12 protein-coding genes, 1 other RNA gene and 1 pseudogene are annotated in these 15900 nt (G+C 50.7%); 7 read left to right on the top strand and 7 right to left on the bottom strand.

The features are described from left to right. Positions 1–36: 36 nt before the first annotated feature. From BW972_RS17860 to BW972_RS17845, 4 genes are all read right to left on the bottom strand, one after another. Positions 37–1029: a hypothetical protein gene (locus BW972_RS17860; protein ID WP_234986439.1), complete on the bottom strand. Its 993-nt coding sequence runs from the start codon at positions 1027–1029 to the stop codon at positions 37–39. 410 nt (positions 1030–1439) lie between these two features. Continuing rightward, an RNA gene (rnpB, locus tag BW972_RS17855) (RNase P RNA component class A) lies at positions 1440–1830 on the bottom strand. Between the two features lie 187 nt (positions 1831–2017). Continuing rightward, positions 2018–2977 (bottom strand): DUF2027 domain-containing protein, encoded by a 960-nt coding sequence (locus BW972_RS17850; protein ID WP_076423123.1) that lies wholly within the window; start codon positions 2975–2977, stop codon positions 2018–2020. 152 nt (positions 2978–3129) lie between these two features. Continuing rightward, positions 3130–4035: a DUF2279 domain-containing protein gene (locus BW972_RS17845; protein WP_234986438.1), complete on the bottom strand. Its 906-nt coding sequence runs from the start codon at positions 4033–4035 to the stop codon at positions 3130–3132. A 143-nt stretch (positions 4036–4178) separates the two neighbouring features. On the opposite strand from BW972_RS17845, the gene BW972_RS17840 reads away from it, so the two are divergent. Together BW972_RS17840 and BW972_RS17835 are read left to right on the top strand one after the other, a co-directional pair. Then, on the top strand, positions 4179–5030 hold the full coding sequence (locus BW972_RS17840; RefSeq protein ID WP_007654563.1) for an HAEPLYID family protein: 852 nt from the start codon (positions 4179–4181) through the stop codon (positions 5028–5030). A 386-nt stretch (positions 5031–5416) separates the two neighbouring features. Further along, positions 5417–8860, top strand: a complete 3444-nt coding sequence (locus BW972_RS17835) for a pyruvate carboxylase (protein WP_076423121.1) — start codon at positions 5417–5419, stop codon at positions 8858–8860. A gap of 193 nt (positions 8861–9053) precedes the next feature. On the opposite strand, the gene BW972_RS17830 is transcribed toward BW972_RS17835, so the two are convergent. Next, positions 9054–9386 (bottom strand): hypothetical protein, encoded by a 333-nt coding sequence (locus tag BW972_RS17830; RefSeq protein WP_040573853.1) that lies wholly within the window; start codon positions 9384–9386, stop codon positions 9054–9056. 68 nt (positions 9387–9454) lie between these two features. Here BW972_RS17830 and BW972_RS17825 point away from each other — a divergent pair, with 68 nt between their 5' ends. The 4 genes from BW972_RS17825 to BW972_RS17810 all read left to right on the top strand — a co-directional run bounded on the left by BW972_RS17825 (position 9455) and on the right by BW972_RS17810 (position 13207). Beyond that, entirely contained in the window at positions 9455–10195 is a 741-nt protein-coding gene (locus BW972_RS17825) for an electron transfer flavoprotein subunit beta/FixA family protein (RefSeq protein WP_007654560.1), read from the top strand. 1 nt (position 10196) lies between these two features. Beyond that, positions 10197–11177, top strand: a complete 981-nt coding sequence (locus BW972_RS17820; RefSeq protein WP_076423120.1) for an electron transfer flavoprotein subunit alpha/FixB family protein — start codon at positions 10197–10199, stop codon at positions 11175–11177. 17 nt (positions 11178–11194) lie between these two features. Continuing rightward, positions 11195–11794 carry a bifunctional nuclease family protein gene (locus BW972_RS17815; RefSeq protein ID WP_007654558.1) on the top strand — a complete coding sequence of 200 codons (600 nt, stop codon included), beginning with the start codon at positions 11195–11197 and terminating at the stop codon, positions 11792–11794. 102 nt (positions 11795–11896) lie between these two features. Then, positions 11897–13207, top strand: coding sequence for a NupC/NupG family nucleoside CNT transporter (locus BW972_RS17810; protein WP_076423119.1), 1311 nt, complete (start codon positions 11897–11899; stop codon positions 13205–13207). A 277-nt stretch (positions 13208–13484) separates the two neighbouring features. Here BW972_RS17810 and BW972_RS17805 read toward each other — a convergent pair. Both BW972_RS17805 and BW972_RS17800 read right to left on the bottom strand, forming a co-directional pair. Beyond that, positions 13485–14228 (bottom strand): annotated as a pseudogene (locus BW972_RS17805) (ABC transporter ATP-binding protein); the annotation flags it as partial. A gap of 73 nt (positions 14229–14301) precedes the next feature. Continuing rightward, the gene (locus BW972_RS17800) at positions 14302–15033 is read right to left on the bottom strand and encodes an MlaE family ABC transporter permease (protein ID WP_007654551.1); all 732 of its coding nucleotides are present in this window, start codon (positions 15031–15033) and stop codon (positions 14302–14304) included. Between the two features lie 116 nt (positions 15034–15149). On the opposite strand from BW972_RS17800, the gene BW972_RS17795 reads away from it, so the two are divergent. Next, entirely contained in the window at positions 15150–15857 is a 708-nt protein-coding gene (locus BW972_RS17795; protein ID WP_007654548.1) for an SDR family oxidoreductase, read from the top strand. Positions 15858–15900 lie beyond the last annotated feature (43 nt).

Below are 15900 nucleotides of genomic sequence, written 5' to 3'. Positions count from 1 at the left end.
AATTTTGGAACAGGTAGAAAGCGAAACGGATTCAGCTTATTTCTGAAAACGCTCCATTGGTTTAAGGTTTTGCTGATCATCCAGTAGAAAACTTAGTGGTTTGCCAGGTTCAGCGAGTATCTCTTTTTCGCGGATGTCCCAGGGTTTGAGCATTTCCTCCAACATATGGGTATAAGCAGTCAACTCCCAGGGGTTGAAAATCTCGTTCGTCACATCATCGATAATGGTGTCAAGGGTAATATGTGTATCCTCCGGCTTGAGTGGTCGCTCAAAGTACTCGGGCACTACATTGAAGATATAAGCAGCATAAAATACACGCGCTTTAAACTCAGCCACCTGTACCGGATGCAGCTGTTGATCCTGTGTCAGGCGGTAAAGTTTGCCAAGGGCTCTGCCAATGATGCCATTGTCGAGAAGCGTGCATACGAGCACGACCGGCCCCAGCTTGATACTAAAAGCCATGGTTGTCAGTTCGTCCTGGTATTCAAAAGGTAGTTCGTCCTCTTTAGGGCTTACCTCCAGCATAAACAGGGAGCAGGGTAGAAAATCGGAAAACTCCATCGGCACCCGCATGGACTGCAGCACCTTGAAGAATTCACGGAATTTGCCCAGCATTTTCGGGTTCTCACTCACCGGGTTCTGCGGCATAATCAGCGGGTCTGCTTCCTTGATCAGCTCCGTGATCAGCGTACCATAATACATTTTTCCAATCCACTGGAACAGCTTTTTAGGATCCAGCGCCTGCAGCCCGGCCATGCCTGTTTCTGTGGCTTTGGCTATTTCTTCCTCCAGTGGAATAACGTGCTGGGTATGGCAATGGTCGCAGCAGGGGATGGTGAGCTCACCATAGGTGCTGACGCTCTTGTCGAGCATAAGCAACTCCTTGTCACGCAGCTTATACCTGTCCTGCAGCCAGGTGGCGAATACAGGTGTTCGGTTCTCGGGTCCGGTATGTGCCCCGCACAAAAAGCAGTGCTTATCGCTGAACTGCATGTTCGGGAAGGGGTCGTATAATTTCAACTCAGTCATAATCGCGTCATTTGAGGGTGCAAAGATACGAAGAAGAGCTTGTCTGAATCAGGATTTACAGGATTTTAAGAGGGCCTTTACCCCACGGACAAATAGGATTTTCATGCATGATTGTCATCCCCCTGTCAAGAGCGTTCAGCGATTGGGGGTAGGGGCCCTCGATTTTTGCGTCAAGACAAAAAGTAAGGCCCGCCCGGCCAGGGCATAAGGTACCCTCCGCACAGGCGAAGCAATGAAACAAGTTAGGTTGCTATGCCTGCAAATGTCGCCGGCACGCCAGTTACAAACTGGCCCCATGCACAACCACATTTGCGCTAACGCTAAACTTGCGGTATACCAATGTCGCCGCTATATCTGTAACCTACTCTACGCTAGAGAAAAAGAAGAAATGAATTGAAAAGAAAGAAAAGTTTAACAGCAAGCCTGTAAGCCGGGTTCTGTCGCTGTGCCGAAGCCCAACGTCTTATCATTTATCTAGGCCTGCACTCGCGCACAGGCTCCATCGACCTACCCACTGACATCGGACGAGCAGCCCTTAGCCCCGCCGAAGCGAGGCGCTGTCAGCCTATTTGGTCTTTCAACTCCTAAGGTTTACCCAGCCGGACTGGTCACCCAGCCGCTGGTGCGCTCTTACCGCACCTTTTCACCCTTACCAGCTTTGCAGCTGGCGGTTATTTTCTGTGGCACTGGCTGTAGCCTACCCGTCTCCCGGAAGGCCCCTTCCCGTTAGGAAGTAGGATGCTCTGTGTTGCCCGGACTTTCCTCTCCTCCAAGCGGAGCAGCGATAAGACGGCTTGCTGTTAAGCTTTCTATACCTGCAAAGGTATGGCAAATTGTTGAATTGCTTACAGGTTAAATTGTTGAAAGCAGGTATAAGTTCCCTTCAAAATAGGCGGTCAGGGCACAGATTTCCAATCAAGCACGGACGATACCGTGTAACGCTACTAACTTCTACCTTCTAAACTCTCAAACTCCTCAACTCCTCAACTCACCTCAGTCTCACCAGGGTAGCGCCATACCCGAACTTCTCTTTCTTGGCATCCTCGAAGAAGCGGATGCCAGGGGTGCGGCTCAGTATCTTTTGGATCTCCTTGCGGAGCACGCCGTTGCCGGTGCCGTGGATGAACACGATCTCGTGCATGTTGGCGGCCATGGCGCGGTCCAGTGCATCCTGAAAACGATCAAGTTGTAGCCTCAGCATGGCGCTGTTGCTCATACCGCTGTAATCTTCCACCAGCTTGTCGATGTGCAGGTCTACTTCGTGCTCAGGCGCCTGTACTTTTATATTCTCCTGTGCTGCGGGCTTTTCGGAAAGCTGTTCTTTTATCTTGTCGGTGTCTACGGCCACCGGTTTGGTGTCGAGCTGAAACAGGTAGGCCTCTTTGTTGAGGACAGGAGCGGTTTTCTTGCTCTTATAAAAGGAGTTAGCGCGGAACTGCACCTTCTTGGTCACCGGCTCCAACAAGCTCGGACTGCCATTGCGATGCTGCAAAAACTGCACGATCAGCGTGGGCCATTTCTCAAAGTCTTTCATGTGGTAATGACTCACAACCCGGCTGGCTTTCGGAGCCAACTTATCGTTCTGCAAACCGCGGTACTGATTGTTGCGCTCTTCGCCACAGGTGAACAGCACGTCGTAGTCGGTATTGTTCACCACCGTGGCGGCCAGTAGTTCGTCTGACTGGTGCACCATGGCCAGGTATATGCCTTTTTCGGCCAATACGGGCGCAGGCGGTTCCTTGCGGGCAGATGGCTTTGCGTAGGGCTCAAGCTCTGCATTTCGGAAAGCCTTGGCTTCTTCCGGCGCAATCAACACAATCTCACGACGTGACACAGGTATAGTGAAGTCGTTGTCGATGGCGACCTCTACTATGTTATTATCCAGTATGCGGGTGATGATGCCTTCTTCTCGTCCTGACATCAGGCGCACGCGATCTCCTACGTTCATATTTTCGTTGCTTGTTATCGTTAATGGTTGTTCATTAGTCACAAGTATAAAGCCTGTGCTGAGGCATAGCGTTGTTTGCTATACCTTATTATACAAGTACAAATTGACTTTACACAAAGATACGATTTGTGCGGCGGAATAATCGTGCCGAGTTAGAAGTATACAGGATGGAAGCGCAGCCCGTCTGTGCGATTGTACTCCAGGGCGGGAGCCGGGATTTTGATGATGCTAAGCACGTATAGCGTGGTGTTGAGCACTTTGCTGCGTCCTTTGAAGTGCATCAGGTTGAGGTCGGGGCTGAGGTAGAACTGGCGGCGGGCATTGAAACCACGTACCTTATTCAACTCCGGATCATTGTATACCATACCTTGTGCACCATAGCCAACCGCGATGCTCAGCCACTTGGGGTATCTGCTCTCTTCTTTCAGAAAGCTGCCTACATTGACGGAAAGCCAGTAGGTCTGCCCATTGTAATCTTTGAGCACTTGCTCCGGCAGGGTACTACCCAGCACATTGGGACGCTCTTCGGCGTACCGGGTGGTCTGGAAAGAAAACTTTGGCATGATGCGCACCTCCCGCCAGGCCAGTTCCTGCGCCACCACAGCAGCTGAGCCCACCGTGTTAGCAATCGCATCGCCCACTGAAGCGCCGTAGTCAGACTGGAAACCGTCGAAGATCTCGATGGGCGTTTGTAGAATAATACCTGTCAGGCCGCCGTACCAGATTGCTTTTTTGTCAGGTACGCCTGCCCAGCGCAGCAGGTCTATACCTGCCCGGCTCTGGTGAAAGGCACCCCAGAAATGACCGGCTTTGTCCATCTGCTTCCATTGCCGGTTGTCGTTGAAGAAGTGGAAACCCGTACGTTCCTGATCGCTGTACCAGGCCTTGTTCAGTGAAACCAGCATGGCCGTGTAGCCGACCGTAAAGCCACTGCCGAGTAGCAGCAGACGTCCTTTGTCTGGCGCTGCATTGGTGCTGTCAGGTATAGCGGCCATGCCCTGCAAGGGTTGGAGCAGGAGCAGACAAGATAGCCAGAGAAGAAGCAGGTTTCGCGACATTGCGTGGCAAAGATACACATACCTGTCAAAAACAGTTTGTCTGCCTGCCTCATATCAGCTGCTTTAATCTATTTCTAATCTATTTTTAATATGCCTTTAATAGTGCCGTTCTACTTTCGCTCATATTTCGGTTTAACCCTTTTATGAAACGGACTTTTTTTCTTTCAGCTTTTATTACCACACTTTCTTTTACTGCTTACGCACAAGAAACAGCCATACCTGACACAAGCCAGCAGCAAGCTCCAAAACCGCTCAAACTGAACCACGCAGAGCCCCTGTACATTGACCTGATCCGGGATCTTGGCGCACACAAAGGGGAAAAGGAGTGGAACATCGGTGCCGGCATGACCGACAACCTTGGCTACGACCGCTATGAATTTCTGGTGGAGTACGAATGGGCGCCGATCGACAGGTTGGGTCTGGAAATCGAAGTGCCTGTATCGGTTTACACAACCAATAGTAAAGACCGACGCCCTGAGGTGAACCGACCCTCTGACCGCATCGAGTCGCTGAAGCTGGCGGCGCAGTATACCTTTCTGGTGAACAAGCGGTTCAATACGTCCATGGCCTTGGGCACCATCACTGAGTTCGAACTGACAGACCTCGACCGCATCCGGAGGGATGACGTGTTTCAGGGATTTCTTTTTAACCCTTTTCTAGTGGCGGCCAAAAAGTGGGGCAGCAACTTTCACTCGCTGATCTATACCGGTCCGCGGGTGTTCAATCACTTTGGCCACAGCGGGCTGGAGACCAGTTACGAGATCAACACCAGTGCCCACTACATGATACCGAACAGCCGCAACTTTGTAGGCCTTGAGGTAAACAAGGAAATGCAGGGCGGACACATGGACATGGTGCTGCGTCCGCAGATGCGATTGGTGATCAACGAGGGCCTGATGATCGGTATTGTGACAGGTATACCTGTTACAAAAGAGCGGGAGCGCATGAGCACCTTTTTCCGACTGATCTACGAACCGGGGCACAAAAAGCACTAAGGCTAGACAAGTATAGCTATAGGTTTTCTAATCAGATTAAAGTTTAGGTTGTTGTTTATTTGGTAGCGTCACTGATTAACGGTGGCGCTATTTTTTTGCTATCTGCCTAACTACAGGTATATTAGTGTTTTGCAATATGTTGCATGTGCTTTAATCTATAAGGTATAAATACCGCTGTATATCCTTCGGATTTGCAATATAACCTTATCCGGAAAAAGCCTGTATTAAGGGATGTTTTCAAAACGGCAGGTCGCTTCATTTCCCGTCTGCCATTCGTCTATACTAGATTATTATAGTGTTGCTTATACCTGTGGCGCATCGGTGTTCCCCTTTTCGCCCTTTATCCATAAAAATATAGTGCAGCTATACCTTACATCTCACCTTATATGAAAATCAAAAAAGTACTTGTCGCTAACCGCGGCGAAATTGCCATCCGTGTGCTCAGAGCCTGTACGGAGCTTAATATCCAGACGGTGGCCATTTATACCTATGAAGATCGTTACTCCCTGCACCGTTACAAGGCCGACGAGGCTTACCAGATCGGCAAAGACAACCAGCCGCTGCAGCCTTACCTCGACATCGACGGCATCATCGCCATCGCCAAAGAGAACGGAGTAGATGCCATTCACCCGGGCTACGGATTCCTCTCTGAAAACCAGCATTTCTCTCGCAAGTGCGCCGAGAACGGCATCATCTTCATCGGTCCACGACCAGAGGTGATGGGGGCGCTGGGCGACAAAGTATCGGCCAAAAAAGTAGCCGTAAGCTGTGAGGTGCCCATTATCCAGAGCAACGACCTGGATCTGAACACCTATGACACCGCTTTGGAAGAAGCGCACCGCATTGGTTATCCGCTTATGCTCAAGGCAGCTGCCGGCGGCGGCGGTCGCGGTATGCGTGTAATCCGGGACGACGAGCAACTGGAGAAAGGTTTTTTTGAGGCGAAGAACGAAGCCCTGAAAGCCTTCGGCGACAATACGCTCTTCCTGGAAAAGTACGTCGAGAACCCGAAGCACATTGAAGTGCAGATCGTGGCCGATAACTTTGGCAACATCACCCACCTTTTCGAGCGCGACTGCTCGGTGCAGCGCCGCTTCCAGAAAGTGGTAGAAGTGGCCCCGGCCATCAGCCTGAGCGAAGAAACCCGTCACCAACTCTACGACTACGCCATCCGCATTTGCAAAGCCGTGAACTACAACAACGTGGGCACAGTGGAGTTTTTGGTGGAGCCGCACAACAATAACATCTACTTCATCGAGGTGAATCCCCGCATACAGGTGGAGCACACCGTGACCGAGATGATCACAGGCATCGACCTGATCAAAACGCAGATCTTTATTGCCGATGGCTATACCCTGGATCACGAGGAAGTACTGCTCGGGCCGCAGCACACGGTTCGGGCAAACGGTGTGGCCATCCAGTGCCGTATCACCACCGAAGACCCGGAAAACGATTTCAAACCAGATTATGGCACCATCATCGCTTACCGCAGTGCCGGTGGCTTTGGCATTCGTCTCGACCAGGGCAGTGTATACCAGGGTGCCAAGATCAGTCCGTTCTTCGACTCGCTTCTGGTAAAAGTATCAGCACAGGCACCGACTTTGCGCCATGCCGCTATGAAGATGTCGCGCACGCTGGACGAATTCCGAATCCGAGGCGTGAAGCAGAACATCCAGTTCCTGCAGAACATTATCAACCACCCGACCTTCATCTCCGGTGACGCGACTGTGGATTTTGTGAAGAATCACTCAGAGCTCTTTGTGTTCCGCAAGAGCAAGGACCGCGCAACCAAACTTCTCAGTTTCCTGGCTGATGTGATCGTGAACGGTCACCCGGACGTAAAGAAACCTGATCCGGACAAAGTGCTTTCCAAACCGGATTTCACAGGCTTCAACCTGAACAAACCCTACGAGCGCGGTACAAAAGACCTCCTGACAGAACTGGGCCCTGAGGAGTTTTCGAAATGGCTGCGCAACGATAAGCAAATCCACTATACCGATACCACTTTCCGGGATGCACATCAGTCCTTGCTGGCTACCCGCATGCGCTCTTTCGACATGCTCAAAATAGCCGAAGCCTATGCCAAGGACCATCCACAGACCTTCAGCATGGAGGTATGGGGTGGGGCGACTTTCGACGTGTGCCTGCGCTTCCTGCACGAGGACCCGTGGCGTAGACTTGCCGAGATCCGGGAGGCGGTGCCGAACATCCTGCTGCAGATGCTCATCCGCGGCTCTAATGGGGTAGGGTACAAGGCCTATCCGGATAACCTGATTGAGTCGTTTGTCGAGAAGTCCTGGGAGACGGGCGTGGATATTTTCCGCATCTTCGACTCGCTCAACTGGATGAAGAGCATGGAGCCCTGCATCGACTTTGTGCGAAAGCGCACAGGCGGTCTGGCGGAGGGTACGCTTTGCTATACCGGCGATATTCTCAATCCGAAGAAAACCAAGTATAACCTGGAGTACTACCTGCAACTGGCCAAGCAATTGGAAGATGCCGGTGCCCACATTCTGGCTATCAAAGACATGGCTGGCTTGCTCAAGCCATACGCTGCGCAGGTGCTGGTAGAGGCGCTGCGAGACACGGTGAAACTGCCTATTCACCTGCACACACACGACACATCAGGTATACAGTCAGCCACCTATCTCAAAGCCATAGAGGCAGGCGTGGATGTGGTGGACGTGGCTTTGGGTTCTATGTCGGGCCTTACCTCACAGCCGAACTTTAACTCAATGGTGGAAGCCATGCGTTTTCAAGAGCGACACCGCGAGTTCGATCAGAAGAGCCTCAACCGCCACTCCAACTACTGGGAAACAGTGCGCGAGTACTACTATCCTTTTGAGTCTGGCTTGAAAGCTGGCACGGCTGAGGTATACCACCACGAAATTCCAGGTGGTCAATACTCCAACCTTCGTCCGCAGGCCAATGCACTGGGCTTGGGTGATAAGTGGGAATTGATCAAAGAGACTTATGCGGAAGTGAACCAGTTGTTTGGCGACCTGGTGAAAGTAACGCCGAGCTCCAAAGTAGTGGGTGATATGGCGTTATACCTGGTTTCCAATGGTCTGACCACGGTGGATGTTCTCGAGCGTGGCGAGCAGATTTCCTTCCCAGAATCAGTGCAGTCGCTGTTCCGCGGTGATCTGGGCCAGCCGGTGGGCGGTTTCCCGAAAAAGCTGCAGGCTATCGTGCTCAAAGACGAACAGCCATACGACGGTCGGCCGAACGAGCACCTCGAGCCAATTAATCTGGACCAGGAATTCAGGGAGTTTCAGGAGAAATTCGGGGAGCATACCAAGTATACCGACTTTCTGTCGTACCAGCTCTACCCCAAGGTATACGAGGCCTATCACAAACACTTCGAACAATACGGCAACGTCTCCAAAATCCCGACGCGCCTTTTCTTCTATGGCATGAAGCCCGGTGAAGAGGCCATCATAGACATCGCCCGCGGCAAGTCCATCGTGATCAAGTACCAGTCGCTGGGCCACGTGGACGAGGACGGTATGCGCACCGTGTTCTTCAAACTAAACGGACAGACGCGAAACATCGAAGTGCGTGACAAGTCGGTGAAAGTGGAGCGGGTACAGCACCAGAAAGTGGACAAAGGCAATCCGAAGCACATCGGGGCACCGTTGCAGGGGCTGCTTTCAAAGATACTGGTGGAGAAGGACCAGGAAGTGAAGAAAAACACGCCGCTGTTTGTGATCGAGGCCATGAAGATGGAAACGACCATCACCGCTTCAGAAGCCACCAGGATTGCCGACCTGCATTTGCCGGAAGGCTCTTTGGTGAACACCGACGATCTGGTGGTTAGTTTATCGTAGCTATCCAAAGTATAAACAGGAAAAGCCACCAAACCTGCAAAGGCGGTGGCTTTTCTTTTTGCTATCGTAAACCTTCGGGCGCTATATCTAGTACGCTACAGAAGCCATTAGAAAACATTTCGGCATAAAAGCCTGTTTTATACTTGCAGATATGCTGCATGCATACTATTTTTGATCTGTAGCGCAAAAGGTGCTACTCGTCTTCGTAGTCAAGGCCCGCAAACTTGTTGTACGCCTGTTGCAACTCTGCAAATGCGTGCATGTTGCCTTCCTGACGGCTGATCAGCATGCCTTTTTTGTAGGTCTGCTCAGCTTTTTCAGGTTGCCCAAGTTCTGCGTACAGACTGGCAGCATGGTAATAAGTGCCTACGTAGCGCTCGTGTTCGTTGAGCAATATTTCGTAGTACTCCATTGCCTTTTGCGGCTCGGAGTTGCGCAATTCTGTCGCAATCGCATATATCGTGAACGGGTCGTTGGGGTCTTCTTTGTAGAATTGGAAGAGTTGCAGCAATCTATTTTGAGACATTTCCATTTGGCTATATTTTAACTAACTTCGCATCAAATTTAACTTTTAATAAGCTAACATTTTATTATATGAAAATATTAGTTTGCATCAGTAACGTTCCGGATACTACTTCCAAGATCAACTTTACTGGAGATAACAAAGAGTTCGACAAGAACGGGGTGCAGTACGTAATCAACCCTTGGGATGAGTACGCTCTGACCCGCGCCATTGAGCTGAAAGAGGCCAAAGGCGGCAGCGTAACCGTGCTGAACGTAGGTGAAGCTGACGCTGAGCCCAATATACGCAAGGCACTGGCCATTGGAGCCGACGACGCCATCCGCGTGAACGCACACCCGAAAGACGCTTACTTCGTGGCGCAGCAGATTACTGCCGTAGCCAACGAGGGCGGTTACGATATGATTCTAATGGGCAAGGAATCCATTGATTACAACGGCTTCCAGGTGCACAACATGGTAGGCGAGATGATGGGCATTCCGTCTGTGACGCCAGCCTTTAAACTGGACATGGTAGACGACAGCACGGCCCGTCTGGAGCGTGAGATTGAGGGTGGCAAAGAAGTGGTAGAGGTAAAACTGCCATTTGTAGCCAGCGCCCAGCAGCCGATGTGCGAGCCACGCATACCAAACATGCGCGGCATCATGACGGCCCGCACCAAACCACTCAAAGTTGTGGAGCCTACGGGCGGCGAAGCCAAGTCGGAGTACGTGAACTACAGCAAGCCCGAGAAAAAGAGCGGCGTGAAGCTGATTGAACCGGAGAACGCCGGCGAATTGATTAAACTATTGAGAAACGAAGCTAAAGTACTGTAATATGTCTGTATTAGTATTTGTAGAAGGTCTGAACGGAGAGATCAAGAAGTCCTCACTCGAGGCAGCATCCTACGGCAGCCAGGTGGCGCAGGCCATGGGCACAACCGCCACAGCGGTAGCCATTGGTGATGTACACGAAGAGGCTCTGGCCAAACTAGGCGAGCAGGGCATCAGCAAGGTATTGTACGACGCTGACGACCGCCTGAAGCAGTTTGTAGCCGACGCGTACGTGAAAGTAATCGCAAAGGCAGCGCAGCAGGAAAGCGCCAAAGTACTGGTGTTCTCCAACTCTAACATTGGTGCTGCGGTAGGCTCTAAGCTGGCTGTTCGCCTGAACGGCTCACTGGCTACCAACGTAACCGAACTGCCGAAGATAGATGGCGGTAACTTTACTGTGACACGCGGTGTGTTCTCAGGCAAGGCGTTTGCGCAGGTAAACCTGACTTCCGATGTGAAGATCATCGCAGTAAAGAAAAACAGCACCGACATCATCAGCAACGGCGGTTCTGCTGCTACGGTAGAGAAGCTTTCCGCTGATCTGGCGGAGTCTGATTTTGCTGCTGCTCCAAAAGAGACGGTGATGCAGGACACCGGTGGAGGCGTGCTACTGCCAGAGGCGGAGATCGTCGTATCCGGCGGTCGCGGTATGAAAGGCCCTGAGAACTGGCACCTGATCGAGGAACTGGCCAAAGAACTGGGTGCGGCAACGGCCTGTTCCAAGCCTGTTTCGGACATCGGCTGGCGCCCTCACCACGAGCACGTGGGCCAGACTGGTATCACCGTAAGCCCTAACCTGTACATTGCTGCCGGCATCTCTGGTGCCATTCAGCACCTGGCGGGGGTTAACTCTTCTAAAGTGATTGTCGTTATTAATAAGGATCCGGAAGCGCCGTTCTTTAAAGCCGCTGATTATGGCATAGTTGGCGATGCGCTCGAGGTACTTCCTAAATTAATTGAAGCTGCAAAAGCTTTAGACAAATAGAATAGAAGAGCTTAATTGTGAAAAAAATACAGCTAGAGATACTCGGGCTCTCCTCCAGCCAATCGCAGACGGGATCGTTTGCGCTGGTGTTGGGTGAGCGTGATGGAAACCGCAGGCTACCGATCATCATTGGTATGTTCGAGGCGCAGTCCATTGCCATACAGATAGAAAAAATCAACCCAAACCGTCCGCTCACGCACGACTTGTTCAAGACCTTTGCCGAGCAGATGAACGTGAACATCACCGAGATCCTGATCTCAGACCTGAAGGAGGGCGTGTTCTATTCCAAGATCATGTGCACCGACGGAGAAAAGGAGTTCGAACTGGATGCACGTCCGTCCGATGCCATTGCCATCGGATTGCGCTTTGGGGTGCCTATCTACACGGTGGAAAGTGTGCTTTCGGAAGCTGGCATTATTTTGAGCGACCTGGAAGAAGAAGAAGATGAAAATGAAGAAATGGCCGTAAAAAGCAGTTCTTCATCGACTCCGAGCGCCAAGGAGCCACTCAACCAGACGTCAGTCGATGACCTGAACAAGATGCTCAATGAAGCTCTTGAAAAAGAGGACTACGAGCGTGCCGCCAAGATCCGCGACGAGTTGAACAAGCGAAACTAGCATAACATACGCTATACTTTAAAAGTCCTGCCCCTAATCGGGGTGGGACTTTTTGTTTTAACAGATATTCGCCTTACTTTTGGCCAAATTTTGTCCCACAGCATGTTCGATATTTTCAGAGGGCTTCTTGGCCTACTAGCCATTATTGCCATCGCCTTTGCGTTCTCTAAAAGCCGCAAAAACATTGATTGGAGACTCGTAGGTTACGGTGTCTGTCTGCAAATCCTTTTTGGTGTGCTTGTTACGCAGGTACCTGTGGTGGCAAAAGGCTTTGCCTACGTAAGCGAGGGCTTCGTTACTTTTCTGGATTTCTCACAGGCGGGCGCACAATTCCTCTTCGGCAATCTGGCCGACCCGTCTAAGAACAGCGGGCTAGGCTTTATCTTTGCTTTCTCGGTTCTTCCGACCATTATCTTCTTTTCCACAGTATCGGCTGGTTTGTACTACCTCGGTGTGCTCCAGAAGATCGTGTACGGCATCGCCTGGGTGATGTCGAAGGTGATGCGCCTGTCCGGTCCTGAGAGCCTTTCTGCTGCTGGCAACATCTTTTTAGGACAGACAGAGGCACCGTTACTTGTACGTCCGTTTATAGCCCGCATGACGCGTTCCGAACTGATGTGTCTGATGACAGGTGGTATGGCGACGCTGGCCGGTGGTGTACTGGCGGCCTACGTTTCTTTCCTCGGCGGTACTGATCCGGCACAGAAAGCCATCTTTGCGGCACACCTCCTCACTGCCTCTATCATGAACGCCCCGGCAGGTATCGTACTGGCTAAAATCCTGGTACCAGAAACAGAACACGAAGAAATCACGAACAAGCTCGAAGTAAACGAAGAGCAGCTGGGTGTGAACCTGATTGATGCTCTCTCAAGAGGAGCTGGTGACGGTCTGCGACTAGCCGCGAACGTAGGTGGTATGTTGCTCGCTTTCATTGCCGTGATTGCTTTGGTGAACTATATCCTGACGGATATGATCGGTGTTTGGACTGGTCTGAACGGGATGGTGGCCAGCAGCACAAACGGTCAGTTCAGCGGTTTCTCTTTACAGTATATTCTGGGCCAGATCTTCCGCGTGTTTGCCTTTATTATGGGTGTGCCATGGGCCGATACTTTGCAAGTGGGAAGCTTGCTCGGACAGAAAACGGCTATCAACGAATTCGTGGCCTACCTCGACCTGGCTAACATGAAAGAAGCGGGCACATTGGGTCCGAAAGCCCTGGTGATGGCAACCTATGCCTTGGCTGGCTTCTCTAACTTTAGCTCGATTGCCATCCAGATTGGTGGTATCGGTAGCATGGCGCCCAACCAGCAGGGACAGCTTTCCAAACTCGGCTTTATCGCCTTGCTCGGAGCTTCGCTTGCCTGTATGATGACGGCTACCGTGGCAGGTATGCTGTTCGGCTTGAACTTCTAAACAAGAAGCTATACTAATAAAAAAGGCTCCCGCTATACCTAAGCGGGAGCCTTTTTTTATGATTTAAAGTTTTGTAGCTCTTTGCTTATACCTGTACCTGGGTTTATACTTTGTCGTTACCGGTTTGGGTAGTAGCGGCAGGGCCTTCCGGGTTGTCGGGATGTGGCTCCTTCTCTGTTTCCACTGATTCTTCAGAAGGAGCTTTTTCTTTGCCCTGTGAAGCCAGCTGCCCATTGTATCTGCGCTCTTCCTCTTCTTCGCGCTCTTCTTCTTCTACCTTCTTGGCATCACGCATCAGACGGTTGGCGAATATAAAGTCGTTGAGCTCTTTGATATCTGTGTCCATGATGTCATCGCGGGTGCCTTCCCAGAGCTTCTTGCCTTCGTAAAGGAAAAAGATCTTGTCACCGATCTCTATCACCGAGTTCATGTCGTGCGTCACGATGATCGTGGTGATGTTGTATTCTTCGGTAATCTCTTTGATAAGTTCGTCAATCTTGAGTGCTGTTTGTGGGTCAAGGCCGGAGTTAGGTTCGTCGCAGAACAGGTAGGTACAGTGCGGGGCAATGGCGCGGGCTATGCCGACACGCTTCTTCATACCGCCACTGATCTCGGAAGGCATTTTTTTATTGGCACCCTCCAGGCCGACACGCTTCAGGCAAAAGTCAACACGCTCTTTACGCTCCTCCTTAGTCATGTCAGTAAGCATCTTGAGTGGGAACTCCACATTCTGCTCTACCGTCATGGAGTCAAACAAGGCGGAGCCCTGGAAGAGCATGCCGATCTTGCGGCGGATCTCCTGCCGGATATCGAGCTTGTTGTTGGTAAAGTAAGTCCCGTCGAAGGTCACACTGCCAAGGTCGGGCTTGATGAGACCCACGATGCACTTGAGCAGCACACTTTTGCCGGTACCACTGGCACCAAGAAGCAGATTGGTTTTGCCCGTCTCAAAGACGCCGCTTACACCGTCCAGTACTTTCTTGCCGTTAAATGCTTTATGTATGTTATGTATTTCAATCATGTTGATTCTTGTATTCGGGAGCTAAAGGCAAAGACGCGATGAACTCCAGTAGATTTTTTAATGGTCAACAAACCTACAGTAAGATATATGCCAGCACAAAGTCACCGATCAGAATGGCGATGACGCTGCTAGTTACAGCTGAGGTACTGGCAGCTCCGACTTCCAGCGCCCCGCCTGAGGTATAGTAACCGCGAAAGGAGGAGATAGACGAAATCAGAAAAGCAAACACTACTGATTTGATCAGTGCAAATGTGATGTTATACGGAATAAACCCGTCACGTATACCTGTAATGTACTCCTGAGGTGTTAATTCACCTGAAAGCGTTCCGGCTAAGTAGCCTCCCAGTATAGAAAGGAACATGGCCAGTATCACCAGCATCGGAAACACCAGGATGGCTGCGACCACCTTAGGCAGTACCAGGTACGAGGCCGAGTTGATACCCATTACTTCCAGGGCGTCTACCTGCTCGGTGATCTGCATGGTGCCCAGACCACCGGCGATGCTCGAGCCAACCTTGCCTGCCAGTACAATAGAGGTGATAGTAGGAGCCAGTTCCAGAATAGTCATTTCGCGCACCATAAAACCAATGGTGGAACGGGGTATGAAAGCATTGTTGAGGTTATATGACACCTGCACACAGGTAACCGCACCGATAAAGGTGGAAACGATGGCAACGATGAATATAGAGTTGATGCCGATCAAAATAGCCTCGTCGACGGTGCGCCCGAACAGAATCCTGGCGGATTCTTTACGGATGAAAAGGCTTTGCATGAACAGCAGGTATTTCCCAAAGGATTGTAGCATACAGGCGTTACGTGTTAAACAAGGTATTAAACGTGTTTCTAAACAAAAATACTGTTTAAATGCCTATATTACGGTTAAATTTTGAAAACGTATTATCTAATATCTATATAGAGCACATGCAGCAGTATATTTTGGTGACAGGTGGCACAAAAGGCATTGGCAGGGCCGTGATCGAACAATTTGCAAAAGAGGGCTTTCATATCATTACTTGTTCCCGAAACGAAAAAGACCTAAAAAAGCTGAAACTGGAAATTGAGGAGCGCTATACCTTTTCCAAAGTATTCTACCAGGAGGCCGATCTGAGCGATATGGGCTCACTCAAAAACTTTATCGCTTATGTGAAAGGCCTTGAGGTCAAGATCGAGGTGATTGTCAACAACAGTGGGCTGTTTATACCTGGCAAAGTGCACGAGGAGGACGATGCTGCCCTTCCAATGATGATTAATACGAACCTCTACAGCGCCTACTACATCACCAAGGCTTTTGTGCTGGATATGAAGAAGCGCAGAAGCGGGCATGTCTTCAATATGTGCTCCACGGCCAGCATCACTCCTTATACCAATGGCGGCTCATATTGTATTTCAAAATACGCCTTGCTCGGGATGTCAAAAGTATTGCGTGAGGAGATGAAAGAGCATGGTGTCCGTGTTACGGCTATTTTGCCCGGCGCAACCTTAACAGCCAGTTGGGAAGGTGTGGACCTGCCACCGGAGCGCTTTATGCGGGCCGAAGATGTGGCTATGGCTATTTACGGTGCCTATGCCATGTCACCTAACAGTGTGGTAGAGGAGATCCTGATCAGACCGCAACTAGGTGATATTTAATTTAAGAAAGTAAAGAGGGAAGGCAGGGTTGATTTGAATTAGA

Source organism: Pontibacter lucknowensis, from assembly GCF_900156415.1.
Taxonomy (GTDB): Bacteria; Bacteroidota; Bacteroidia; order Cytophagales; family Hymenobacteraceae; genus Pontibacter; species Pontibacter lucknowensis.
The sequence above is the reverse complement of the archived record's forward strand: the minus strand, read 5'-3'. Positions and strand labels throughout refer to the sequence as shown.

Bases quoted from the DNA above. Each gene is read 5' to 3' on its own strand.
- BW972_RS17830 (WP_040573853.1), bottom strand. From the start codon at position 9,386: ATGTCTCAAAATAGATTGCTGCAACTCTTCCAATTCTACAAAGAAGAC.
- BW972_RS17840 (WP_007654563.1), top strand. From the start codon at position 4,179: ATGAAACGGACTTTTTTTCTTTCAGCTTTTATTACCACACTTTCTTTT.
- BW972_RS17795 (WP_007654548.1), top strand. From the start codon at position 15,150: ATGCAGCAGTATATTTTGGTGACAGGTGGCACAAAAGGCATTGGCAGG.
- BW972_RS17820 (WP_076423120.1), top strand. From the start codon at position 10,197: ATGTCTGTATTAGTATTTGTAGAAGGTCTGAACGGAGAGATCAAGAAG.
- BW972_RS17845 (WP_234986438.1), bottom strand. From the start codon at position 4,035: ATGTCGCGAAACCTGCTTCTTCTCTGGCTATCTTGTCTGCTCCTGCTC.
- BW972_RS17835 (WP_076423121.1), top strand. From the start codon at position 5,417: ATGAAAATCAAAAAAGTACTTGTCGCTAACCGCGGCGAAATTGCCATC.
- BW972_RS17810 (WP_076423119.1), top strand. From the start codon at position 11,897: ATGTTCGATATTTTCAGAGGGCTTCTTGGCCTACTAGCCATTATTGCC.
- BW972_RS17825 (WP_007654560.1), top strand. From the start codon at position 9,455: ATGAAAATATTAGTTTGCATCAGTAACGTTCCGGATACTACTTCCAAG.
- BW972_RS17860 (WP_234986439.1), bottom strand. From the start codon at position 1,029: ATGACTGAGTTGAAATTATACGACCCCTTCCCGAACATGCAGTTCAGC.
- BW972_RS17850 (WP_076423123.1), bottom strand. From the start codon at position 2,977: ATGAACGTAGGAGATCGCGTGCGCCTGATGTCAGGACGAGAAGAAGGC.
- BW972_RS17800 (WP_007654551.1), bottom strand. From the start codon at position 15,033: ATGCTACAATCCTTTGGGAAATACCTGCTGTTCATGCAAAGCCTTTTC.